This is a genomic window from Chloracidobacterium sp., from assembly GCA_016716305.1.
Lineage (GTDB): Bacteria > Acidobacteriota > Blastocatellia > Pyrinomonadales > Pyrinomonadaceae > OLB17.
This window is the reverse complement of sequence record JADJWP010000002.1, coordinates 2,723,209-2,747,111: the sequence shown is the minus strand read 5'-3', so window position 1 is coordinate 2,747,111 and position 23,903 is coordinate 2,723,209. Positions and strand designations below refer to the sequence as shown.

Genomic DNA, 23,903 nt, shown 5'->3' with positions numbered 1-23,903 from the left:
TAATTTGGGTATATCAAAATTCGGAAAGGACATTGATCACGGTCAATGTCCTTTTCGTTCTTCCGAATAAGGACGAATCACTTCGTGAAGTCGAAGACGATATTTGCGAATGCCTTCACGCCGACATCGAGCCTGCTGTCGTCGATAATGAAGTCCGGGGTGTGATGTGGTGCCGCGGCGGCAACGCTCATTCCCTTTGGCATCCCGCCGACCATGAAATAGAATGACGGGGCCTTTGTGCTAAAAGATGAAAAATCCTCGGCACCCGTAACCCAGTTTGCTTCTGATACATTCTCCTTACCCGCAGCTTTTTGAAGCGAAGGCAGCATCTTCTCCACGAGTTCCGGAGTGTTATAGGTAAGCAGGGCCTTATTCTCGATGTTTACCTCGACAGCGGCTCCCATACTCTCGGCGATATTCGTTGCGGTCTGGCGGATCTTTTCGTGTACGTCCTTTTGCATCTCGGCGTCGAGCGTGCGGATCGTTCCGGCCATCGTCATTTCCTCGGGTATTATATTTTCGCGGACGCCGCCCATAACGCGTCCGACCGTAATTACGACAGGAGCCTTAGGCAATTCACTTCGGCGGGCGACGATCATTTGAAGTCCGGTGTAGATCTGCGTTGCCACGGCGAACGGATCGACACCCAGCCACGGATATGCACCATGCGTCTGTTTGCCCTTGATCTTTATTGAGAACCAATCGCTCGCAGCCATTGTTGCTCCCGATTTGTATTTGATCGTACCGACCGGCGTTTGCGAATTGATGTGTATCCCGAAAATAGCATCGATCTTTGGGTTGTCCATCACCCCTTCTTTTACCATCAGCGGAGCCCCACCTTCTTCGCCGGCAGGCGGACCTTCCTCAGCAGGCTGAAAGATGAACACGACAGTTCCCTTTATTCGATCCTTCATTCCGGCAAGAACCTCGGCTGCACCCATCAGCATTGCGACGTGCGTATCATGGCCGCAGGCGTGCATCACGCCGACCTTCTGGCCGTTATATTCCGCGGTTTCCTTCGAAGCGTAGGGCAGCGAGTTACGTTCGGTTACCGGCAGACCATCCATATCGGCACGCAGGCCGACCACAGGCCCCGGCTGCGACCCTTTCAAAATGCCGACGACGCCTGTCTTCGCAACTCCCGTTCGGACCTCAAGGCCGAGTTTCCTCAAATGTTCTTCGACGTATTTGGCAGTCTTGACCTCGCGGTTGCCGAGTTCAGGATACTGATGCAAATGGCGCCGCCATTCGATTATCCTCGGCATTAGCCTGGCGGTCGCCGCATCAATATCGCGGCTCATGTCGAGCGGGAACGCAGAGATACTTAAGCACAGAAGTACGAATACAGAAAGAGTAATGCGTTTCATATTTTTCTCCAGCAAAATTGAGGTGAATCAATTGTAATCGGAGCGGTGAAATATGCAAACGCCTACTTCTTCATATCCGCAACGGCCCTTCGTAGTTCCTCGATCGTAGTTACAGGACCGTGAACCGGTATTATCGTCTCAACCACCAGGCCGCTGGAATCGATCCATTTGAGAAAATGCGCTGAGGTTTCGTTCGCGATCGGGTAATCGCCATTCGCAGGCCGATTCAATAGATCTCCTTGAAATACGGCCTTGATCGCGGGGATGTAAGCAACGAGCATTTCCTCTGCGTGCGGACCGGGCCCGATGTCATATATCTCGACCGCAACGGCGTTTCCGTTCTCCAAGACTCGCTTTCCGTTAGTTAACGGTTCGATCTTCAGCGGCTTCGGAGCAAGAGAAAACGAATCAGGTTCCGCAGTGAATGCGGCCTTGCTCACCTTTTCAAAAAAAGCACGTTCGCCGGGTGCGACGATCAATGCCGATCCCTCCGCCATATAGGCCCGGATCCCGCCGGCGTGATCGTCGTGATGATGCGTTACGGCAAGGTACTTGATTGGCTTTCCTGGGATGGCTTTCTTGATCTGCTGTATCGCTTGTTGTGACACACGGTCGTTCCCTGGTGCTTCCATCACAAAAATACTGTCTTCGAGATCCGCAAAAAGCACATTGTATCCACCGGCAACGGTCGTATAAATACCGTCGGAGTGTTTCGTGACAAGTGCCGGGGTTGCGATTGTCACAGCACGCAGACCAGGCGGTATCTTGAATTGGTCGGGCTGAATTTCAGCGTTGAATATCACGTTCGCAATGCGAAAGTCGTTCGTGATCTCTCCGTTCACTGCGGTCACTCTTCCTGAGGCAACAATGCGGCCATTAACCTCGCGTTGTCCTGTAAAGAGCGTTTCGAGAACCGAATCGCCCGCAAACCGATCGGTAATGAAGGTCTCGAACTTTGATAACAAGCCGGTCTTTTGGTCGACATAGAGTGTCAAACGGGCCCCATCGCTCGAGACAAAATCGATCAGGTCGTGGTTTCGACGGTCATATGTGGCGGTGCCGATGTACCGAAGGCTCTCAGCACGTTCCAGAACATTTAGCAGGACGATCTGCGGCAGCCATCTTGTACTGGCTCTAAAGATTCCCAATCCAGCCGGGCCCGCCTGATTTGCGGTCTTTCGGATCAGGTCAAAGCTCGTCCGCGAGCCGGCATCAATGACAAAACCTTGATGCCAGCTGAATCCGCCGGGGTATTGTCCCCTTTGAGTTTGAAAAGTGCGGGCATTCTTAAGGTCTATGATCACCTCGCCTGTGTACGGCGTACGGTCGAAAGTGTCGGGTTTGCGGCTTTGGTTTCGGTGAACCGATGCGCCTTCCACGGTGATCGATACGCTCGTTATCGCATTCAATGCTGCGAGACCGCCGTACGCGTTCACTGACCGGTCGAGCACACGCTTACCTTGAGCAAACGCTTCGCGAGTAGCCTCCTGCGCAATTCCGTGTATCGCGAGTAGAGTTACGAAGAATATGGCATTCACTGTTCGACCAAAGATCATAGATCCCCCGTTTAGTTTCGCTGGCCTAGATTTAGGGCGGGCTTGATCTCGCCGCGATGGCAAGTGGTGCAATTGACCGCAGGCGATGAGCTCTTTAGATTTTTGATCCCCTTAAGCGTCGTCCCGTTCAAGTCCGTGACCATTCGTGCCATTTCGCGTGCTATCTGTTTTTGAGGTTTATCTTCGGCTTCGTATCGACCGGCCGTATGACAGTGGGTACAGTTCACACCAAGCGACCGCGAGTAGCCGAATTCCATTATCGCCAGGATGCGAGCAGCAGGCATCGCCTTCATACTCGTCATCTGCAGGTTCTTGAAGACCGTCTCCGCGCGCTCGTTCTCTTTACCCTTGATCGCTTCACGTAGCTTCGCCAATTCCGCAGCCTGATCGAACTCGGGTAATGGTGACGGCGACGGTTCCGCCTGCACGAACAAGCTCCGCTCAATGACTGGAACCGGAGAAAACATCGCGGTTCCTAATGTCGATAGGACCGCCGCTATGAGACCGTTCATCACCCAGCTCTTTCTTTTTCTCATTCAGCCCTCCGAAACGCATCAGGTGAAACAAAACCGCAGTTCAACGCAGCCGCTGCCGTTGGGCCAAGCAATGATCAACCTTTGAGTTTGGCGATCTCCGCTCGAATTAGTCCGGCTTCCAGTGACCTTTCATTCACTTTCAGACCCTCATCAAAGACGGCGCGGGCCTTATCAAGTTGGCCCGTCTTCACCAATGCCTGTCCCAACGTCAATAAGAGCCGCTGTTGCCCATGGTGTGAGAACTGTAGGAACATCGGTCCCATTCCCTTGCGCATTCCCTCGAGCATTCCGACCACGTATGGAGCCATACCGTATGAATCAGGAAGCCAAAGGTAACTGGCGCTTGCGATCGAAATGACAGCTCCGTTTCTTGCGTCGACCTTTTCAGCCTGCTTAACTAGTTCGAACCCGCGGTCAAAACTCGCCTTCTGCTTCGCTGCATCATTCTTTTCAAGACGGCGGGCACGGATTATATGAAGCGCACCAAGATACACCAATGCTTCAGCATCATCCTTTTTAATCGCAAGAGCACGCTCGAGAGTTTTTTCCGCTTTTGGTGCCGCGTCAGCGTCTCCTTCGCCAAAAAACTGGAAAAAATAGCCCTTGCCCAGTTTTCGCGTCAAATGAAGGTCGTCGGGTTTAGCACCGACTTCCTTTTCGAGTTTGGCGATATCTTCCGGGCTCGGAACACTGCCAGCGACAAAATCCTGAGCCAACTGGCCAGGAATTTGTCCGTTGGCCAGTATGGAAAAGCCGGCGAGGATCAACCCGCCTAAAAGGGTAAGAACGGTCACGCGAGACGAACGAATCATGTAGCACCTCCGATCGAGATCTGATCGCGACTCCCTGCCTTCACTTGAACGATAGCTTGGTATTCGCGCGATTAGAGTTGGAACGAATTTCGATGTTCTCAGGTTCCCGAATTTTCAGCCGATTCGGAACGACGCTCAATCTCAGATCGACTCTACTGCTCGGAGGCTCGTACAAATTCACAGATCTCGACCAGGAATCGGGCGAGCGGTTTGCCCCCGAGCGTGCCAGGTGCACTTGTGTTTACCTGAACTGCCACTGCGATCTTTTGTTCTGGGAAATACATCATGTCCGTCATATATCCGGGGAAAAATCCGCTGTGACCGTAGGTAATACCTGACTGCGTTGGGCGAATAATGACGCCCAATCCGTACTTCACATTCGGTCCAAGTTTCGCCGGAACGCCTTCGAGCATTTGCGGCACCAATGAAGCATCGAATGCCTTTCCCTCGTACATCACCTTTGCCCAACGCGCGAGGTCGCGGCCGGTCGAGGCCCATCCGCCGCCGGTCCATTCGAGTTGCGGATTGACGATGAATCTGCCGTTCTCGATCATCTTGTCCTTTCCACCGAAAGGGTTATTCGGCCCGGCGTAGCCCTGCACCACGCCCTTCATCACCGGCCCTTCCTGCGGAATAGTGTTCGTTAGCTTAAACCTATCGATGAATCGCCTCCGTGCCTCGCGATAGAACTCCTTGCCCGTCAATTTCTCGATGATCATTCCGAGCACAATGTAATTCGTGTCCGAATACTCCCAACCCTTTCCCGCTTCGAAAGGTGTTTTTTCGTCAAACAAATATGCGAGACGGTCCTCGTGAGTCCAGACCTTGTAAGGGTTGGCGGTCAGAAAATCCGTGAATTCCTTTTTGAACTCATATCGAACGAGTCCGCTTGTGTGATTCATCAACTGGCGGACGGTTACTTCCTTTGCGTTCGGCAAGCGCGCGAACCAAGGTTCCTTGCCAAAGAACTTCTCGATCTTGTCATCAAGGTTAAGCTTGCCTTCTTTGACGAGCTGCATCGCCATTGCTGCCGCGAATGTCTTACCGGTACTCCCTGCCGGCATCCGGTCGGTGGGCTTCATTGGCGTCTTGGCCTCCCGGTCCGAATATCCGATCGCAAGCCCGAATGACTCGCCATCAGGCAGCACGACACCCAGCGTCGCCCCCGGGAACTTGCCCGCCTTGTGCCACTCGTCCAGCTTGAGTTGGATCCCTTTCTTAAGGACGTTCGTCCCAGCCGCCGTGACAGATCGCTGAGCTGAAAGTTCGAGCGGGATCATCAACGCCGCAACGAAGACGAAAATATATCTGGCGGATCGTTTCATTCTTTCACCGATCATTTAATTTGTGCCGGGCTTTCGAACATAAATAAAGTCGAATGTGGTCGTCCACGTTTTTCCCTCATCCGACGAGTTTTGGCCGTGCTGACGAACGTCGCCATTCGGCAATTGGGAAAAGGTCATTCGCGCGATGACCTTTTTTCCATTTTGGGTCGAAACCGAATCGAGGACCATCTTTCCATCGACAAGTCCGCCGACGTACTCTGTCCATCGCCCCTTATCATCGACCCAGGTCTGGTGCCACTTTCCATCACTTGTATTATAGAGATTGAAGCTCTTTCCGGAGGAAACCGGCGTTGACCAATTCTCAAAAATGATGCATCCACCCAGAATGAGCTGAATGCTGCTCGTCCCGACCGTGATGCCCTGAGTGTTTTTCGGCAGCCATTCACCGATCCAGAAATCAAATTGGCGGTGCTCCGGCCTTGCTTTACAAGGGTTGACCGTCTTGTCAGATCTATCGACGAACGCGAGGAATCTCGGGTCGGCCTTGAATGGAGCGAAGTCGGCTTCGGCCGTGATAGATTCGGGAGCGATGCCGCCAAGCTTCAGGCTGCCGTCGAGAACTTCGTACATCCTTGAAGTGTTTCCGGTTCGCGCGTAGCCTCGAGCGAGAGCAAGCGCAAACACAGGGTTCGGCGAGATAGTTTGGGCTGCCTCGAGATATTTGATCGCTTCATCGTTACGCTTCAATGCGAGGAGCGACAATCCCAGGCGATATCGCCCGCCGGCGTTCTTCTCCTCTGCCGAAACGATCCTCTCGTAAGCCGCAACTGCCGAAGCCCAATCCTGCTTCTGAAAGGCGTCGTTAGCCGCAGCACGCATTTCCGGTGTAACGACGCCGGCTGATTGGGCGTTTAGAGGGACTGCGGCAAAAACGTACAAGCAAATAACCACGATCTTTCTGCGCATTTGATCCTCCTTTTTTCAAAGAGCCGGTCACTTGCTGACCGGGATCTTCATTGCTTTTTCTTTTTCCGTGCAATCTCCCGGGTCGATGGTCGACGCGCCGTTCGCGATCTTCCAACCTGCTTCGGTTCTGACCAGATTGAATTGATTAATACCGCAATGCGACAATTTATCGGCTGAATAGAATACGTATCGACCCCAGACCATTGCCCAATCACCGCTTACCTCGACCTTTGGATCGTACATCACTTCTTTGATCGCTCCGGGCTTAGTGAAGAATTTGGTGAAGGCTTCGCCGTTGATCACGCTGATCCGCGATTTGCCGTCGCGGGTCTTCTGAATTGCGACGAGCTGATTCTCGGCCGTTCCAGTAGCGAGTATTCCGGCTGCATTTGCGGCGGCCATTTCGTCGAATAGCCTGTTCACGACTGCTAGAACAGCCGCATGGTCGTCCGATTTCTGGCCGAACGTAGTTCCGGCTGCAGCAGCCGACAGAATTAGTGCAATAAGTATTTTTTTCATATTTGTTTTTGCCTGTTACCCCTTTGGTCTATTTGTGTTCAACATATGAACCCGCTATTTTTGGGGCGATCTCATTGAGCCACCGGTTAAGTTCTGCCTGGGTGTACCATTTTCCTTTCAACATCACCCCGGCCCGGTCGTAGGTTGCCGAAATGTCATCGAGCGGGTTGGCATTAAGAAGTACAAGGTCGGCCCGTTTGCCTTTCTCAACTGTCCCTACCTTGTCGAGCGTCCCCAAATACTCAGATGGGTTACGGGTTCCGGCAGCAAGTGCGGCATAGTTTCCGATCCCCGCGTCCCGCAAAGCCTTGAGTTCATGATGCATTGCGAAGCCATATAGCCATAAGAACTCCGGCGTGTCAGAACCTGCCATTAGCTTTCCGCCCGCGTCGTGGATCGCTTTTATCAGCTTGTTCCGCGCATCGATCCATTTCAGCTTGCGTTCCGAAGAGACCTGTGTGATCAGCCGCGAGCGTTTGTACCAGTTCAACCACTGCTCCTGAACTTTTGGCGGGTAGAATCGAAAATCCGGTTGCGAACGGATCGATTCTTCGCTTCGAGGCAGAGCAAATGTGTTCTTGAAGAAATGCTGGGTCGGATTCGAGAACGGATTTGCATCGACCGACCTTTTCGCAACCATCGGTATCTTTGCTTCATCGATGAAGTCAATGCTCTCCCAGTTCTTCGGATCAGACATATAAAGGTCCGAAACCGAGCCTTTCATCGGTGCGTCGTCACGGAGTATTTGCTCCATGTATCCGTCAAGGTGATCGATCTGCTGCTTCGCCATCCAAGCTCGCGGTGCCGTCACATATTCGCGGTCAGCATGACCGACGACGCGGATGTTCTGCTTTGCGGCCTCATCGATCGCGGCTTCATAGACGTCAGCTTTGACGAAGGTCGTGATCTTTATGAAATCGTATCCAGCGGATTTCGATCGACGTACGGCCTCGCGCGCCTCTTCTTGCGTATTGACGACGAAGTTGTTGCCTTGTTCACGGCCGGTCAGGTGCGGTGACGCGACGAATATCGTCGGAGCGATGATCTCGCCGATATTCGACTGTGTGCGGTATTTGAGCAACTCGGGCGTGCCGATCATAAAACGGATAGTAGTAACGCCGTTTGCGACCATCACGCGAAGTTCGTCCGGAGCAATAGAATCAGGATACTCGTTGCCATCCGACAGCAAATGCGTGTGCATATCGATAAGGCCGGGAATAAGGTATTTTCCCGTCCCGTCAACCCGGAAAGCTCCTTTTGGCACCTTTATTTTCTTGGCGTCACCGATCTCGGTTATCACACCGTCCTTCACGATCACGGTCTGGTTCGAGAGAATACGCTCCCGATCCATCGGTACGACGTTCACGCCAACGAACGCGGTCGTCTGCGCCGACCCGCCGATCGAGGCCAAGCCAACAACTAGTGCGAGGATCAGTTTCTTCATATTTTAAGTTCGAATCCACCCATATTGCGTGTTCGACGGCGATGCACCGGCCGCCTTGTATCTTGATTTCAGCTCGGTCACATAATCGGACGGGATCGCGTTCATTTTTGCTTTCACGTCGATGCCGTAGACCTTTGCCGAATTGAGACCGAAGATCTTCTCTTTCACCGGATCCGTAAGGGGCTTGAAGCCAAACCGCTTTTGCAGGTCATCGGGCATTTGCAGTCGGCGGAATGCCTCGATCTGCCATTGCGGCGAGCCCCACCAGATCGAATCCGTGCCCCAAAGCACATGGTCTTCCCCAAAAGCATCGATCATCATCCCGAGCATGTATGCGCACAGCATAGGCTGTGTTATCACGGTCATCCCAAACGTCGTGCCTAGGTCCATATAGACATTCGTCATTTTTGGATTTCGCTTACGCATCGAACAGAGATCCGAGACCCAGGGAACATCGCGTATCGTTCTGAATCCATCGTTCACCGCGGGCATTGCGTCACGGACACCTTTCAGCCCGGCATGATAGATCAGAAAGTTCAGATCCGGGAAGTCCTTCGCCGCCTTTTCGACATCTTTTGGCGAACTGTGGTCGACCTCCCATCCGGGTAGAGGCAGGCCCTTGTGCACGCAGATGTTCTTGATGCCGATCTTTCGCGAATATTCGTAAAACGGATAAGCCACCTTTTCATCATCCATCCACCATCCGACACTGCCGTCTGCGAGCGGCTGTCCGGGGTAACCTTTCCAAGCCTCGACCTTCAACTGCTCATGCTGGCGCTGCATTTCTTCTAGATTCGGCTTGCCGAGATCGGGTGAAAAAAGGCCGTGGGCGATGATCCGTTTTGACCTTGCGAGGCCGTTGATCTCTGTGCGAGTCTCGATCATCTCGGCGGGCGTGAGCACATTCTGATCATTCGTTTTCGCAGGCAGTCCGGTGATAACGGCCATAGAGGTGTCGCTGTCGAAAAACATCTCTTTGATATAGTTAGCAAGATAGAGATCTTCCCATTTATGCTCGCGGCCCTCGATCGCTTTGTTGCCCCACGCCGCCCCGGCGGCGCGATATCCGGGAATGAGCGGCGGCGTCTGAATTATCTTCTTCGCCCCGACGTGATGTGTGTGAATGTCGAAAATGAACGGTCTCTTCGGAAACTTCTCATCTGTCGCAAACGAATCGAAAAGCTCGACCGTCGCAACATCAAAGAAATTGCCGAACACGCTGTTCATTGCGAGAAACGCCGCGGCCATTCCGCCCGTTCCGGCGAGAAATTGCCGCCGTGAGACGCCGAGCCGCTGGCTGCTCTCAGTAGCGATCTCGATCAGGCGATGTTCGACGCGCCGCTGCTCGGGCGTTTGATCCGGCGGGGCAAACTCCTCGTTCGACACGATCTGCGTCGGTATCGGCAGCAGCCGGTCGTCAACATCACATTTTTGGATCCAGCCCATAGCTCAATTCCCGGTTTCCTTCAGAGGCTTATCGACCTTAGGCCGCACGGGCCGGTTTGCGAGGTCCCAGCCGGTGGCAAAGATGGTCTTTGTGACCTTTTCCATCGACTCGAAATTGATCTTCTCGATCGAATCCGAGACCTGATGATAGTCAGCATGGCTGCCGTCCATATAAAAAATGATCGGTATGCCTTTCCTCGCGTAGTTATAGTGGTCAGAGCGGTAAAAGAACTGCTCAGGGTGATTCGGGTCGTCGTATTTGAGGTTAAACGTGAGATTGAGGAATGATTTGTTTACCGCATCGCTCCATTCGCCGAGCTCGGTGCTCATCATGCGCGAACCGATCGTAAAGACCTCGTTCTGTTTTGGCAAGTCCTTATTCTGCGGATGATTCTCGTCGCCGGGATTTTGGTAGCGGCCGATCATGTCGATGTTCAACTGGGTGATGATCGACGTTATCGGCACGGTCGGATTGTTGGCGAAATGCTCGCTGCCCCACAGCCCTTTTTCCTCACCCGCGTGCCATATAAAGAGAATCGAGCGTTTCGGCTTCTGCGTGCCTTTGGCAAATGCCTCAGCAATGGACATTACCGCTACGGTCCCACTGCCGTCGTCGTCGGCGCCGTTCGATATCTTGTCCGGGCCGGGAGCGAAGGGGTTCATTCCGATGTGATCGTAATGCGCCCCGATGGCAACATATTCATTTTTCAGGACAGGGTCTGAGCCTTCGAGAATGCCGACCACATTCTGCGTGTGAATAACCTCGGTCTTTGTCGCCACTTTAGCGGATATCTTCTTCTCAGGCTTTAGGTCAAACGCCGTGTGGTCGGCAAGCGCCTGCGTTTTGTTGAAGATCGCCGTCGCAGTTGCCTTCTCGCCAAAGAAAAGTGTCGAGAGCAGACGCGGGCTCGCAGTTATCGTCGGTATCTTGATCAACGGTGGCTGATTCCCATACGAGACCGAGCCCTTTTCGCTCTGATTCCACCGGCTACCTTCCCAGTTGATAAGGTTGTTGAAGGTCGGAAAGTTGATGACCGCTTTGGCCCCATTCGTCTGCGCATAAAATGCCGGCGACATCCAGTCTGCTCCCGGCGGGCCTTTCAGGTCGTTGAATGTGATGCCTTTCGGCAGGCTGTTAACGACAACGACGATCTTGTCCTTTACATCGATGCCCTCAAAAGCATTGATATTCTTGGACTTGATCACCCAACCGTAGCCTGCAAACACAACTTGTGCATCATTTATCGCGGCGCCCGTGATCGACGTAAGAAAATCCTTTCCGTACTCATAACTCTGGCCGCCAAGATCGAGCCGCGTATCGCGAGCGACGACCTTATCGAGCGTCAATGGGACCTTTTGAAAGTAGCTTCCGTTATCGCCTGCCGGTTTTATGCCCCAGCCTGCCAGATGCTGAGCGATGTACATCGCAGCAATATCAAGGCCGCGCGAGGGCGTATCGCGTCCCTCAAGCTCATCGGACGCGATAAAGGTAAGCCATTCTTTCAACTGTTTTGCGGTTATGGATTCGACATTTCCAAAGCTTGGCGTCGATTGCTTGGCCGCCTTGCCGGATTTTTGAGCATATACCGCCGGTGTTCCGGCGAGCATGAACACGACGAGGAAAAGAGCAATAGATCGTCTTAACATAATGATTTCGAAATATCCGTCAGATTCTTAAATTCCAAAGACGGCTATCCCATCGGGGCCCTTGCCTGGATCGACGCGGCCGGTTATCTCCATTTTTTCAAGATCGATCTTGAGCACGGCGTCGGGCTCGACCATCGTGACGAACGCCGTCTTGCCGTCTGCGGAAAACACGATGCCGAGCGGCACGCCGTCGAGTTTCATTCGGCGGAGTTCTTTGCGGGTCGCCGCGTCGATCACGAGCAGCTCTTTCGCTGCGATCATTGAACAGATAACGTGTTTACCGTCAGGCGTGAAACGTACGCGATACGGCCTGCCGCCCAGGTCAACGCGTCTAACGACATTGTTCGTGGCCGTATCGATCACATCGATCCCGGCGTCCTGATTGAGACCGACCCAGACTTCTTTCGCATCCGGTGATATGTCGATCGCCTCAGGCTGCCGTCCAACGGGTATCTGCGCGATAGTCGATGCGGCCGGCGGGACATTCTGCAGTGTAAAAGCAGTGACCGAATTCGAACCGATGTTCGCGGTATAGAACCGTCGTTGATCATGACTCCCGGCGATCATATGCGAGGCATTTTGACCAGTGCCCATCATCCAATCGACCTTGTTCACGGCCGGATCGTATCGTGCGATCGCGCGGTTGACCTCGGCCGTAAAATAGAGCTTTCCACCGATCAGTTGAATGCCATGCGGCCTCATTAGTGGTAATAGATCTACTCTCCGCGTTTCTTTTGCGGTCGCAATATCTATCACCGAAAGCGAACTTCCCGGCGTCTGCGCGCCGTAATTTGCCACGTACGCGGTCTTGCCGTCTTCCGAAAGAACCACTTCGTGCGGTCCTTCTCCTGTCGCGACCTTTGCCCGGACCGCAAGCGTCATCGGGTCGAGTATCGCCATTGTTGCGTCCGATTTGTTGAGTACCACAAGGACCGGCTTTGTTTGACCGATAACCACGGTGTAGTTCTTGAACACGATCAAGAAACCGAGGAATACGATGGCGACGAGCTTCTGTTTTTTCGACATATGTTGGTCCTGAAAGGAATGACCGTAAACGGATTTTAGTCAAATGCGTATCAGTTCGTCACAAAATTGTGACGAAACGCACTTCGGTGTGACGAGTTGATCTAAAAAACGCGGACAAGCGGCATTGCAAACGGAAAAGTTCGAGCGTGGTTGAACTCGAATAGTCGAAACATCAGCGTTCATGCCGCGTTTTCGAATAATTCGAGAAAGCGTTCGCGGTAATTACGGCTTAATGACAGCTCGGTATTGTCCCTGAGTATCACAGAATAATCGCCGCTGAACATTGGATGAAGTTCCTTGATCCGATCAATGTTCACAACTGTCGAACGGTGTATTCGAAGAAATTTGTCAGGGTCGAGTTTAGCCTCGATACCGTTCATCGTTTCGCGGATCATATGTGAATCGCGGCCGACATGAAGTTTTACATAATTGCCCGCTGCCTCGATCCAGTCGATCTCGTCTGTTCGCAGAAAAAAAACGCGTCCCACTGATTTGACGACCAGCCGGTCGAGGTATCGCCTTTCGGCTTTGAGGCCTGCGATCAGCGACGTAAGTCTTTCGTCGAGTTGCCCTATTTGTTTGTGCTCGATATTCTCCCGGGCACGTGCAACGGCGCGATGGATGCGTTCGCGGCTGAACGGTTTCAAAATATAGTCGAGCGCATAGACGTCAAAAGCCTGCAATGCATATTGGTCGTAAGCAGTAACAAAGATGATCGTTGGCAAAGCTCCGGGGCCGAGAGCCTTTATCACTTCGAACCCATTCTTTTCAGGCATCTGAATATCAAGGAATACGAGATCGGGCTTTTCGCTGCGTATCGCGGCAATTGCATCGATACCGTTTCCGCACTCGCCGATAACATCGACATCAGGCTCGTCGCGCAAAAATCTCTTCACACGCTCGCGGGCAAGTGGCTCATCGTCGATCACGAGAGTACGAAGTTTCATCCGACCACGCTTTCCTTATAAGGAATTTCCAGCTTTACTCTGACCCCGCCGCCGCCGTTTTGCTCAAGATCAAATCGATGATCCTTTCCGTAGAGGTGTTTCAGCCTTCGCCGAGTATTCGAGAGGCCGACACCCTCAGGCGGCCTGGTCAGTCCGGTTTCGGGCAGCCCGATGCCGTCGTCACAAACCGTTACCTGTAGATGGCCGTTCGTCCTCATTGCGCCAATGTCTATCCGGCCGCCGTTGGCACGGGGACCAATGCCATGCTTGATCGCATTTTCAACTAATGGCTGCAGGATCATATTCGGGACCTGAGCATCAAAAATGTCGGGGCCGACGTCGACAACAACATGAAGCCGGTCCCGAAAACGCATCTGCTCGATCTCAAGGTACTTTCGCAGAAACTCGAGTTCCTGTTTGAGAGAGACTTCCTGCACCTCGAGATTTTGAAACGACATCCGCAGCAGATCGCTGAGGTCATTCAACATCCGATCGGCTGCGTCAGCGTCATGGTGGATGAGTTCCGAGATCGCATTAAGTGTATTGAACAAGAAGTGTGGGTGAAGCTGCATTTTCAGGACCTGCAGCCTCGATTGGGCAAGGCGTGCCTCAAGCTGTGACGTCTGAAGCTCGCGTTCACGATATTTTTGGTAATAATTGAAGCCTGATTTTATCCCAACTACACCCCAATAAATGAGTATGCTGAGATGCAAATTGATGAATACGAAAAACTTATAGGCCTCAGCGAAGCTCGCAAACTCGCGGCCAGGAGGATACCCAAGTCGGATCAGGATAAACGCATCGATCGCTAGTTGAACACAAGCAATCAATAGACATGCCACAACGTGTGTCGGCAACGAGGATCGCCAGCGGCCTTCATCCAGCGGAAACCGGTTTGTCAACCACAATATCAATGGAGACAAGCCGAACCAAACATATCCCGACACCATTTGCCATGAAAGGATCTGCCAGAATGGCACCGGGTTTCGCGAAAACTGATTCTGCAGCGCGAATTGACTTGCAAAAAACAAAGCGAAAAGCGTCCAGACACACCAGATCGCAGCCCATTTTGCAACTCCCCGTTTTGCCGAAGCACCTTCAGCCATCGCATTGATTTGTAGCATCGATCTGCGATGCTTGGCAACACACGTGTGATGAACCGAAGTATTTCGCTTGCAGGATGCTATTTCAGCAACGTACGACAGTTATTCTCCGGATGTGCTTTTCCGAGGCGATCTTCTGCATTTACAATGAACGCGTTCCGAATCAGAAGGTCCAGATGCCAGAAAACAAGATCACTCACGAACACCTTCGCGCCCGTCGCAATGAGATCCGCGCGCAACTGTCGAAGTTAGAGCATGAAATGAATGCGGAACTAGATCGCGATCCGGACGAAAGATCGATACAGCTGGAACAGTAGGAAGTGACGCTCGGACTCGTCGATTCGTTAAATCGAGAAATGGCTGAGATCGAGAAATTACTGTTGGAGGCCTGATGACGTCGACGCTTATTTCGAATCAGCCTTTAACCTCTCTTCAAACAAACGAGTCGAAACGGTCAGGAAATCGTGGGCGGTTATGATGCCAACCAGCTTGCCGTTCGTACAGACCGGCAAACATCCTATCTTCTTTTCTCTCATCAGATAAAGCGCATCCAGCGTTTTGCATTCCGGCTCGATGCAGATCGGCTCAGGATTCATTATTTCCCTGACGATCAAATTAGCTGAGACGCGCTCCTTTTGCCGCGCAAAAAAACTGAGCAGGTCGCGATGTGAGATCAGCCCGACCAATTCGCCCTTGTCGTTCTCGACCGGGATGTGACGGATGTGTTTCCAATCCATCATGTTTGCCGCAAGGTCGACGACATCGTCAGGCCTGACCGTAAACAGGTCTCGCGACATGAACTGTTCGACCGTCCGATAATTGTCAACCCATTCGGTGGTCGATGCGATCGCTGCAAGAGGCCATTCATGGAGCGGCCTTCCGTCGTCCTGATTGCTCATCATGCTGGATGTAAGCGTCCTCATTCTGACATTCGTCTTTGCTGCTTTATCCATGCTGGCAAGCGAATCAAGGACCCATTTCGCACCGGTCTTTTCGGCTGTTACCCGTTCCTCGAGAATACCGGTATACCGCTCGACATCGGCCGCAAGTATACCTGCATTCTTTAGGCCTTGACGGGCGGTCGGAAGCAATTCGCTGAGGATCAAGTCGCGAGCACTGTACGTCCGGCCATCGAGCCACGTGAGCTGCGAACGCAGGCCGAATCTGGCCGCACTGAAGAAATTTGATTTCGCATCGTCGAACGACATCAAGCTGTTAACATCACCATATGCTTCGGGCAACGCCCTCATCAGTCCCAGAAAGAAGGCTGAATTGGCCATTTCATCTGCGACTGTTGGCCCGGCGGGCAGAAACCTGGCCTCGATCCTTAGGCTCGGCAAGTTATTCAAGATGCCGTAGCATGCCCGATTCCACCGCCAAACAGTGCCATTGTGCATTCGCCAGGCGTCAAGCCGCGGAATACGGCCGCTTTCTAGTACTTTCAGCGAGTCTTCGTCAAGTTCGCGTGTGAGGATTATTCGAAAACGCGCGACATCTTCGTGAAAGACCTCGAGGATCGAATCGCCAACCCATTCGCGCCCGAAAGTGACACGCGCAGGACGGCTTCGCTCTTGATGTGCCGGACCGCGCTCGTCGACGGATTGTTGAAAAAGAGCAAGCCTCGTTTCGTGCCAGAGCCTGTGAGCTAAAAGAAGCGGGGAATTTACCGCAGGAGCCAGCACCGGCGCCGAAATGGCCTGGGCCCAATTGTAATATCGCGAAAAATTTGCGATCGGAACCTGAATGTGTATCTGAAAACTCGTATTGCAAAACTCGATGAACGTATCGTGCAAATGCAGGCGTATCTCATCGAGGCCCTTGATATGTACCATCCGGTCGTCGCCATGCAGGGCGGTCAATACACGATTGAGCTGCGCGTATCGCGGGCTCGGCGTAAGAAAGTCCTCGACGAGATCAGATTTCTGGATCGTCGGCAGGATGCCGCACAAGACGACACCGCCGCCAAACAGTGTCATCGTTCGTTTCACCACTCCGATGATCTCGTGGAGTTCCGCCTCCATCCTACTCAGACAGTCGCCGTCAAACGCAAGCGGTGTAAGATTGGCTTCAAGATTGAAACGCCCTATTTCGGTCGTGAGACGTTTGTCCGCAGCAGCTTCGATGACCTCGACCGCAAGCGGCGCCGGATGCATCGACGAATCGACAAGGAACATCTCCTGCTCGGCTCCGATTCGGCTTGTGTCTGCTTCGAGCGTCCCTTCCTGGAGCATTTTCTCAAGAGCATGAAGGTCGTTCAGAACCGCCGTCGTAAATGCACGAAGTTCGGCCTCATCTGCCTTGGTCGTAACGCTCTTTTCGCCCATTGAGTGTCTTGTTGCAGGTCGGGACGATTTTACAGCACTTGAACAGAAATTTTGTGACGCACGTCACCGTTCGCTAAACGGACTTGAGGTATCGAAATTGCGTCGGGCAACTATTAGTTTGTCGGCGTGCCAACGCAGCTTGCGGAATCCGAGCAAGTGAAAGATCTGAAGCGGAAAAAACCTGGCGATCACCGTATCGACCTCGAGTACATTCGGATCGTTCCCAACTCGTCGTACCGCCGGCAGCAGGTGGATCAGGCTCCCTACCCGAATCCGCCTGAGTACGCCCGACAGCCAAAGCCAAAAACCGGCTACTTGCCGGCCGATAAAGAATCCATCTTCGCCTAGTGCCTGATATAGCGGCATGAGCATCAACCCGCTCTCGGACGCAGTTATCTCACCGGTATGGTCGCGGGCAAGCAATTGTCCGTGCTCGATCGGATCGAAATTCGAAAAGCCCGGCCGCATTTCGAATTGATCGTTTTCGGTGATCGCGTGGCGATATCTCACCTCCACGATCCGCGATCGTCCGGAACTTTTCTTCAGCACATCTCGAAAATGTTCGACATCGATATCTTCCGAACGTTCGATGATCTGTGCATTTTGCAGGCCTAGCCAAATTAAAGCTTCGTGGGTGTCGATGGTCGACGCGGCAAAGTGCTGACCGCCCTCAAATCCAAGAGTAACGGCGCCGCGGTTATTCAGATATTCAAGAAGCGTTCCCTCAAGCTTCTCTTCGATCCCAAGCAAGATCGTTACCGGAAACCGAAGTGCAAAAGTCCGGTTTCTCAGTGTATCGCCCACGGTCGCAAATGGAACGCCGGCAGCCGAGGTCGAGTGAAGGTCGAGGACATAGACTTCGTTGCGAGCCGAACCGAGAATCCCGATCAAATGTTGAAGTATCTCGACCTGTTCGAAGTCCTCCGACAGCTTTGGCGGGATCGAAGACCCGGGCATGCTCCGCGCAACATTTTCGGGAGTCCAGTGTCGATTAAGGTCAGAATCAATGAAGCGGACTGCTTTTGCGATCGCTCTTGTGTTGCCCGCAAACAAAAAGACCCTGCCGCTGATCTTGGGTTTGAGTCGCTCGAGTTTTTCGGCAACGCGGCGAACGGCGTGAAGTCCGGCCGCCTCGTTCCCATGAATACTGCCGAAAACGATCAAGGTCGGACCTGCTTCGTCGCCGCAGGCTTCGTAGATCAGGTGTTCTCCGGCCCGGATCTGAGCATGACCTGGGTTCGAAACTAGATCGGTGTCGGTCTCTTCCATGGGTCTGGTATACTTGTTTCGAATTGTCGATTTTTCTTCGTTCTTTAGCAAGCTATGACAGAATCCGATGAACTTATCGGCACCGTTAAGGGCCCGGGCGACGCTCCGCACGAGTATCTGTTCCTCACGCCTAACAACAAGAAGACCCGCATTGGCGAATTTGTCTATTATTTGGCTGAAGCAGGAAACGAGACCCGGCAAATTTTGGGGACGATCAAATCGCGCCGTCTGATCCGCAGTCTACCCGATGCGTTTCTTGCGGTGCCCGGTATCAAGCCGTCGGCGATTTCGGCGTTGATCGGAAGTGACCCGCAACCTGAGATCTATCAGATAACTGTCGAAACGATCGGCTATTTTAGCAATTCGCTCGGAAATTTCGTCAACCCTCGGATCCCGCCAGATCCCGGTGATGTCGTTCACCTTGCATCTAGTTCGACGCTCGCATCGATCTTGAGCCCGAAACATCCAGGTGAGACAGGATCCGCGTCGATCGGGAGCCTGCTCACCCGAGAGGAAGGTGAGGTGCCTATCGTTCTTTCGATAAAGGACGTCGTTTCTACTCACCTTGCGATCCTGGCGTCGACCGGATCGGGCAAATCGTATACTGCCGGCGTGCTTGTCGAAGAATTGATGCGACCGTATAACCGGGCTGCCGTTTTGATCGTTGACCCGCACGGCGAATATCACACTTTGGCGTCAATACAGGGTGACGAGCAGTTCCTCGGGACCGACGGATATCGTCCGGAGGTTCGGATCTATACGCCAGACAAGATCAAGGTACGATTTTCAACGCTTACCGAGGGCGACGTCAAATATCTGCTTCCCGAAGGCACATCGGACAAGATGCTCCACTACCTCGGTCAATCGTTCAGATCGCTGAATGAACGTTTGCGGGCAGAAGGCCGACGCGATTACCTGTACAACTATTTCGACCTGCGCGAAGAGGTTCAGAAACAGCAATATGGCAAGGACGATTCAGGTGCGGGCGACGGCGGTAACGTTTCGTCTATTCAGGGGCTTCTTTGGCGTCTTGATTCGCGTTTCGATAGGCCCGATTCGATCTTTCATCCGCATGAGCACATCGAACTCGGCGACCTTTATCGTCCCGGCAGGGTGACGATCCTAGATCTGTCGGATATCGAACAGAGTTTGCAGCAGGTCATCGTCGGCACACTTCTGCGTCGAGTGAACAAGGCCCGCGAATTGACGGTCCGCGAACACGTCGATAGCGGTGAGACCTTTCTCGACTATCCGGTGTTCACTCTGATCGAAGAGGCCCACCGCTTTGCACCGGCGGGTGCCAGCGTCGTCTCTACCAACGTTTTAAAACAGATCCTGAGCGAGGGGCGCAAATTCGGTGTCGGCATTGGCCTGATCACCCAACGGCCGGGCAAGCTCGATCAGGACGTGCTATCGCAATGCATGACACAGATCATAATGCGGATCGTGAATCCGATAGACCAGCAGACGATCGCTCAGTCGGTCGAAGGCACCGGCCGGGCAATGCTTGCCGAACTGCCGGCGCTGACGAAAGGTCAAGCGATCGTCTCTGGTGTAGGCATCAACACACCGGTGATGTGCAGAATACGGCCGCGGGTGACAACGCATGGCGGAGAGACCTTTGACGCTCCGTCCGAGTGGATGAAATGGCATTCCGGCGGTGAGAAAGAGAAACGTGATGAGATCGAGGCTCCGTACCTGAAACCGACGTCAGACAAAAAACCGGAGAGAATAGGCAAGATACGTATATAGCGTCTGATCAGCGGTCGTTCAACCGATAAAGCTCTTTACCCTCATTTCCGGCAAGATCTTTTCTGACAAGCAGCATGAGGTCGACCCCGGGCCGCAACGGGTATATTCCTACAAATAAATGACTTGCCGAATACCGTCGGATCACCTCGGCGTCTTGTTCGCGTTTTTTCGCAACAATTATGTCGGCGTCGCGCGTTTCGGTAAGCTTGCCGTGAAAAACAGCATTCGGATGATCTTTCAAATACCACACCAACGGCCAGTAATCCGGCGAGACGACCTCGACCGATGCTTGTTTACCCTTGCCGCTTTTCTCGGCATACGATTCGATCTGTCTGACCATTTCTAAGAATTCGCGCCGCGTATGAGCGTATACGTAAGGCATCTGGTCATCATCGTACCTGACGAAATTGATCTCGTAGGTCTGATAACCCAGAACAGCGGTCGCGGCGATCAAAAGGGCAGCGGCAGCCGGACGCATCCATTTCGCGATCTCATTTATGGCATATCCGCCTGCAATACATGCCGGGAGCAAGAAGGATAGCGCTAGCCAGGGTGTTTTGTATGGAATGATCGTGTAGGCGAGGAACAAGCCGAGTGTCCATAGTCCCGCAAACATCGCAAATCGGTGCCGCGACCGATAAAATGCGATCGCGGTACCGAGGGCGGAGAGCACGACCAAAGGCGATTCGATCCTGATCGCCCACTTGATATACGCGAAAAGTCCGTTGTCCGCATGATCGCGGCTGCCCGTTTTCGTCCAGATATTATATGCCTCGAATGCCTGCCCGACACCTTCCGGATAACTGAAGAACGACGAGAAGAACAAAACGAAGATATACAGAAACAGAACCGCGCCGGCTAGCATTAGCAAATACAGATCTATCCCCGAACCCATTGCCTCACGAAAACGCGTCCATGTGAGATCGCCGTCCGAAAGGTCGTCCGCGGCTGACTCGCCTCTTGCCTTGGTCAATACAAGCCGCCAGAGCCATACGAAACCGGCTGCGATCGCCATTGTTCCGAGTGTGATGAACGCAGTCTCTTTTGTCGCAAAAAGTAGAGAGACGCATGCTGACGCGAGCAAGAAATAAATGGGCCGGCCGTCTCGCCAGGCCATCAGCATTCGAATTACGAGAAAGACGAGAATCGCTTCAACAACAAAAAAGCCGACCCCGTAAGAGACATATCTTGAACGGTCGTCGCCTGCCAACGCCGACGCGATGTTGAGTGTTGACGGAAAAAAGCAAACAAGAAGTAAAAGTGCGGTCGAGCCTATCGCAATTGGCCCTGCCCTTTCCTTTTCGATGAATAAGACCACCGCAACGACAAACGCGAGACTTAAAAACACGAAGAATATCTCATGGATAAAATACCTTGAGATGAAGACCATGCCCGGAGAAAGAGCCAAAAACCAAGCGGCCGATAGAGCTCCGATATGCCCGATATACCTACGAAGAAAAAACGCCAGAACAACGGTCAAAACGCCCCAGATCGCAACGCTCCATCGCACCGGGATCGTTTCGAGGCCGAACAATTTGGAAAACGCCAGCGATATGTAGTAAAGCGTTGGGCCGTGGTAGTTTGCCGGATCGTACTTGTATACGCCGTCGCGGAAGAGATTGGTCAGAAACCAACCATTTACACCCTCGTCGTGATGAAACGGCTTGAGGCCGAGCAGCACGAATCTCAACGCCACCGCAACTGTGGTCACCGCAGTACAGCTCAGCAGCCACACAACGTCGAACTGCTTTCGTCCAGCGGCAATGTTCTCTTCGCTATGAGTGTTCATTCAACTATCGATCCAATGACCGAACCCGGTAGACCTTATATTGGCCCGACTCCGCAATCACCGGAAATTGGGCAAAATAGCTTTCATTAGGAGCCAACGTGTTTCGCTCTTCCGGTGAGATCAGAACGAATTCGATGCCATATTCCCGTATCAAGGCCGTCGCCTGCGGCCCGCCGCGATAGATCGACCTCACATCAGATTCGCGCTTGCTGTAGTCGATGCCGTGCGACGAAAGATGGCCTGAATACCGCATCAGCGAGGGCCGGCCGGAAAGCACCACCGCCGAATTGTAGGTCGGGGCATTCAGGAACAGTGAATCGGGTCGTGTCGACGCTCGAATTCGATTCGCTACTGTGATCGCGTCCGAATCGAACACACGGTAATTTATCTGCCCTGAAACCGTTCGCCATACATCAAGTGAGCCGCTAAATATCAGAATTCCTGAAGCAAAAATTGCGGAGATTCGAGCCCAGCCATTTTTGTTCCACGCCCATGCTACCGCAAATGCAACGAATGGGATCGACATCACGTACCAATAGATAAGGATCTTGATGTTGTCCCACTCCCACGGTGCAAACTTGACCGTATTTGAGACGACGAAAAGAAAAGCGAATGGTATATAGAACATGACGATAGGCCATCCCATCGATGTTCCTTTTTGCTTGTCTTCGTGTCTTTTTTTGTGCTTTCGCTTGATCTGATCGGTCGATTCGGGCTCAATATTCGATTCGCCTTTCGATCGAACGATGAGGTAAACACCAAGCGCAATAAAGGGTATAACAAGCCCAGTGTTCTTCAACCAAAACCAAACGACGTTGTCGTCACGACTGTCCCAGCCGAAATGCCACCCAACGAACTCCCTCGCTTTCGTAGCGCTTCCCGTCATCGACCATATCAATTCCGGGACAGCTACAAGCGCAACGAACGCCCCAAAGATCAGCAACCTGATTGTGCGCGATCTGTCAGGGCGAATGACGAGCAGGAAGGAGCAGACCACGAACAAAGCAGCGAGGCTGTGAAGGTGGATCAAAACAAGCATGCCCGACAATAAGCCCATTATGATCAGGTTGGGTTCGCGAAATATCCAAGAGATCGGTGGTTTCCCGGACGTGACCGTCGCCGTTTTGCCCGTCTTTGTACTTTCGTCGGCCAAAAAGACCTTCCAGAGAAATCCGATGACTATAAGCGTTATCGGCATCCCGAGCAAGAGGCTTCTCTGCGTCAGGAACAATGTGATCAGCGAGTTTCCCCACCTAAACTCGTCGCCGATGGTGTAATCTCTAGGCAGGGCACTAAAAAGTTCGAGGAATCCCCTAGATTGTGCCCAGTAGTCACCCAGGAACCACACAAAACCGAAGCCGCCGCTGAAAAAAAGCAGGAATGGCGCGACCTTCGCCGCGACGCGGTCGTTTGTCAGCCGAAGAACCAGCCTTTCGAGAATTACGAGCAGCGACAAAGCCCACGCGACATTCTGCACGAGCATCGCTTCGCGGACACCAACGCCCAGTTTCATGAACATCGCCGTTACGAGGTCGGCGATGAATGGGTACGAGAACTTCGCACCTGCGAAATTCGGATTCTCGGGCGGAAACAAGTTGCCTTCGGTAAACGAAAAGATCGCCCCGAGATGAAACGGCAGATCGCCCAAATTGTTAGAGCCGCCTGTGAAGATGCCTTGATCTGTGACGATCATTGCCCGGTCAAAGAAGAAAACAAAAAGTGCAACAAAGAACGCGTAATAGACAAAACGAACGAGTTTGATGGCATTCGCACCCTCGATCTTGCCCTTCGCCCTGGCCAGATCGCGGCCCAGCAGTTTCTTACGGCCAGGACTCAGCAACAGCAGTAACGGTACCAATGTCAATGCCATCGCGAGAACCACCGTCGGTTGACCGAATCCGATCGCCGAACCCAAAACGAATCCGGCAGTTCCGCAGACAGCGCTGCTTATTACACCTCCGGCAGCGAGCCTCCACAACAGCGGCTCGTCCTCGTCGATAAGATAGGTCAACCCGACGCCGCCTATCGCGAGCAGCAGAAATAGAAGAAGTGCGAAAACCATTCGATTAGACTGACTAGTCTGCCTGATAAGTTAACGCACTTTAGCGTTACGG

General features: G+C 52.9%; 19 protein-coding genes. 2 read left to right on the top strand and 17 right to left on the bottom strand.

The window, feature by feature from the left end; translation table 11 throughout:
• Window positions 1-77: 77 nt before the first annotated feature.
• The 13 genes from IPM28_14480 to IPM28_14420 form a co-directional block, all read right to left on the bottom strand.
• Complete coding sequence (locus IPM28_14480; GenBank protein MBK9174187.1) at window positions 78-1,367, bottom strand: amidohydrolase; 1,290 nt, start codon at window positions 1,365-1,367, stop codon at window positions 78-80.
• Window positions 1,368-1,429: 62 nt separating this feature from the next.
• The gene (locus tag IPM28_14475) at window positions 1,430-2,923 is read right to left on the bottom strand and encodes an MBL fold metallo-hydrolase (GenBank protein ID MBK9174186.1); all 1,494 of its coding nucleotides are present in this window, start codon (window positions 2,921-2,923) and stop codon (window positions 1,430-1,432) included.
• An 11-nt stretch (window positions 2,924-2,934) separates the two neighbouring features.
• On the bottom strand, window positions 2,935-3,459 hold the full coding sequence (locus IPM28_14470; protein MBK9174185.1) for a c-type cytochrome: 525 nt from the start codon (window positions 3,457-3,459) through the stop codon (window positions 2,935-2,937).
• A gap of 74 nt (window positions 3,460-3,533) precedes the next feature.
• Entirely contained in the window at window positions 3,534-4,271 is a 738-nt protein-coding gene (locus tag IPM28_14465; protein ID MBK9174184.1) for a hypothetical protein, read from the bottom strand.
• Between the two features lie 152 nt (window positions 4,272-4,423).
• On the bottom strand, window positions 4,424-5,596 hold the full coding sequence (locus IPM28_14460) for a beta-lactamase family protein (protein MBK9174183.1): 1,173 nt from the start codon (window positions 5,594-5,596) through the stop codon (window positions 4,424-4,426).
• Between the two features lie 15 nt (window positions 5,597-5,611).
• On the bottom strand, window positions 5,612-6,523 hold the full coding sequence (locus IPM28_14455) for a tetratricopeptide repeat protein (GenBank protein MBK9174182.1): 912 nt from the start codon (window positions 6,521-6,523) through the stop codon (window positions 5,612-5,614).
• Between the two features lie 27 nt (window positions 6,524-6,550).
• Window positions 6,551-7,042: a hypothetical protein gene (locus tag IPM28_14450; protein MBK9174181.1), complete on the bottom strand. Its 492-nt coding sequence runs from the start codon at window positions 7,040-7,042 to the stop codon at window positions 6,551-6,553.
• A 28-nt stretch (window positions 7,043-7,070) separates the two neighbouring features.
• A complete protein-coding gene (locus IPM28_14445; GenBank protein ID MBK9174180.1) occupies window positions 7,071-8,486 on the bottom strand; it encodes an amidohydrolase family protein in 1,416 nt (471 codons plus the stop codon).
• 3 nt (window positions 8,487-8,489) lie between these two features.
• Window positions 8,490-9,932 carry an amidohydrolase family protein gene (locus tag IPM28_14440; protein ID MBK9174179.1) on the bottom strand — a complete coding sequence of 481 codons (1,443 nt, stop codon included), beginning with the start codon at window positions 9,930-9,932 and terminating at the stop codon, window positions 8,490-8,492.
• Window positions 9,933-9,935: 3 nt separating this feature from the next.
• A complete protein-coding gene (locus IPM28_14435; GenBank protein ID MBK9174178.1) occupies window positions 9,936-11,579 on the bottom strand; it encodes a M20/M25/M40 family metallo-hydrolase in 1,644 nt (547 codons plus the stop codon).
• A gap of 27 nt (window positions 11,580-11,606) precedes the next feature.
• On the bottom strand, window positions 11,607-12,605 hold the full coding sequence (locus IPM28_14430; protein MBK9174177.1) for a YncE family protein: 999 nt from the start codon (window positions 12,603-12,605) through the stop codon (window positions 11,607-11,609).
• Between the two features lie 179 nt (window positions 12,606-12,784).
• Entirely contained in the window at window positions 12,785-13,552 is a 768-nt protein-coding gene (locus IPM28_14425) for a response regulator transcription factor (protein ID MBK9174176.1), read from the bottom strand.
• Window positions 13,549-14,676, bottom strand: a complete 1,128-nt coding sequence (locus tag IPM28_14420; protein ID MBK9174175.1) for a histidine kinase — start codon at window positions 14,674-14,676, stop codon at window positions 13,549-13,551. The genes IPM28_14425 and IPM28_14420 overlap by 4 nt, the downstream gene beginning before the upstream one ends.
• Before the next feature lie 92 nt (window positions 14,677-14,768).
• Between IPM28_14420 and IPM28_14415 the strand changes: the two genes are divergently transcribed.
• A complete protein-coding gene (locus IPM28_14415; protein ID MBK9174174.1) occupies window positions 14,769-14,972 on the top strand; it encodes a hypothetical protein in 204 nt (67 codons plus the stop codon).
• An 87-nt stretch (window positions 14,973-15,059) separates the two neighbouring features.
• Here the strand turns inward: IPM28_14415 and IPM28_14410 are convergent, their stop codons facing one another.
• Window positions 15,060-16,979, bottom strand: coding sequence for a CBS domain-containing protein (locus IPM28_14410; GenBank protein MBK9174173.1), 1,920 nt, complete (start codon window positions 16,977-16,979; stop codon window positions 15,060-15,062).
• A gap of 63 nt (window positions 16,980-17,042) precedes the next feature.
• Window positions 17,043-18,248 (bottom strand): succinylglutamate desuccinylase/aspartoacylase family protein, encoded by a 1,206-nt coding sequence (locus IPM28_14405; protein MBK9174172.1) that lies wholly within the window; start codon window positions 18,246-18,248, stop codon window positions 17,043-17,045.
• Between the two features lie 54 nt (window positions 18,249-18,302).
• Here IPM28_14405 and IPM28_14400 point away from each other — a divergent pair, with 54 nt between their 5' ends.
• On the top strand, window positions 18,303-20,000 hold the full coding sequence (locus IPM28_14400; protein ID MBK9174171.1) for an ATP-binding protein: 1,698 nt from the start codon (window positions 18,303-18,305) through the stop codon (window positions 19,998-20,000).
• 7 nt (window positions 20,001-20,007) lie between these two features.
• Here IPM28_14400 and IPM28_14395 read toward each other — a convergent pair whose 3' ends face one another.
• A complete protein-coding gene (locus IPM28_14395) occupies window positions 20,008-21,789 on the bottom strand; it encodes a TIGR03663 family protein (protein ID MBK9174170.1) in 1,782 nt (593 codons plus the stop codon).
• Between the two features lie 4 nt (window positions 21,790-21,793).
• Window positions 21,794-23,851, bottom strand: coding sequence for a hypothetical protein (locus tag IPM28_14390; GenBank protein ID MBK9174169.1), 2,058 nt, complete (start codon window positions 23,849-23,851; stop codon window positions 21,794-21,796).
• Window positions 23,852-23,903 lie beyond the last annotated feature (52 nt).

Bases quoted from the DNA above. Each gene is read 5' to 3' on its own strand.
- IPM28_14480 (MBK9174187.1), bottom strand. From the start codon at position 1,367: ATGAAACGCATTACTCTTTCTGTATTCGTACTTCTGTGCTTAAGTATC.
- IPM28_14475 (MBK9174186.1), bottom strand. From the start codon at position 2,923: ATGATCTTTGGTCGAACAGTGAATGCCATATTCTTCGTAACTCTACTC.
- IPM28_14470 (MBK9174185.1), bottom strand. From the start codon at position 3,459: ATGAGAAAAAGAAAGAGCTGGGTGATGAACGGTCTCATAGCGGCGGTC.
- IPM28_14465 (MBK9174184.1), bottom strand. From the start codon at position 4,271: ATGATTCGTTCGTCTCGCGTGACCGTTCTTACCCTTTTAGGCGGGTTG.
- IPM28_14460 (MBK9174183.1), bottom strand. From the start codon at position 5,596: ATGAAACGATCCGCCAGATATATTTTCGTCTTCGTTGCGGCGTTGATG.
- IPM28_14455 (MBK9174182.1), bottom strand. From the start codon at position 6,523: ATGCGCAGAAAGATCGTGGTTATTTGCTTGTACGTTTTTGCCGCAGTC.
- IPM28_14450 (MBK9174181.1), bottom strand. From the start codon at position 7,042: ATGAAAAAAATACTTATTGCACTAATTCTGTCGGCTGCTGCAGCCGGA.
- IPM28_14445 (MBK9174180.1), bottom strand. From the start codon at position 8,486: ATGAAGAAACTGATCCTCGCACTAGTTGTTGGCTTGGCCTCGATCGGC.
- IPM28_14440 (MBK9174179.1), bottom strand. From the start codon at position 9,932: ATGGGCTGGATCCAAAAATGTGATGTTGACGACCGGCTGCTGCCGATA.
- IPM28_14435 (MBK9174178.1), bottom strand. From the start codon at position 11,579: ATGTTAAGACGATCTATTGCTCTTTTCCTCGTCGTGTTCATGCTCGCC.
- IPM28_14430 (MBK9174177.1), bottom strand. From the start codon at position 12,605: ATGTCGAAAAAACAGAAGCTCGTCGCCATCGTATTCCTCGGTTTCTTG.
- IPM28_14425 (MBK9174176.1), bottom strand. From the start codon at position 13,552: ATGAAACTTCGTACTCTCGTGATCGACGATGAGCCACTTGCCCGCGAG.
- IPM28_14420 (MBK9174175.1), bottom strand. From the start codon at position 14,676: ATGCTACAAATCAATGCGATGGCTGAAGGTGCTTCGGCAAAACGGGGA.
- IPM28_14415 (MBK9174174.1), top strand. From the start codon at position 14,769: ATGTGCTTTTCCGAGGCGATCTTCTGCATTTACAATGAACGCGTTCCG.
- IPM28_14410 (MBK9174173.1), bottom strand. From the start codon at position 16,979: ATGGGCGAAAAGAGCGTTACGACCAAGGCAGATGAGGCCGAACTTCGT.
- IPM28_14405 (MBK9174172.1), bottom strand. From the start codon at position 18,248: ATGGAAGAGACCGACACCGATCTAGTTTCGAACCCAGGTCATGCTCAG.
- IPM28_14400 (MBK9174171.1), top strand. From the start codon at position 18,303: ATGACAGAATCCGATGAACTTATCGGCACCGTTAAGGGCCCGGGCGAC.
- IPM28_14395 (MBK9174170.1), bottom strand. From the start codon at position 21,789: ATGAACACTCATAGCGAAGAGAACATTGCCGCTGGACGAAAGCAGTTC.
- IPM28_14390 (MBK9174169.1), bottom strand. From the start codon at position 23,851: ATGGTTTTCGCACTTCTTCTATTTCTGCTGCTCGCGATAGGCGGCGTC.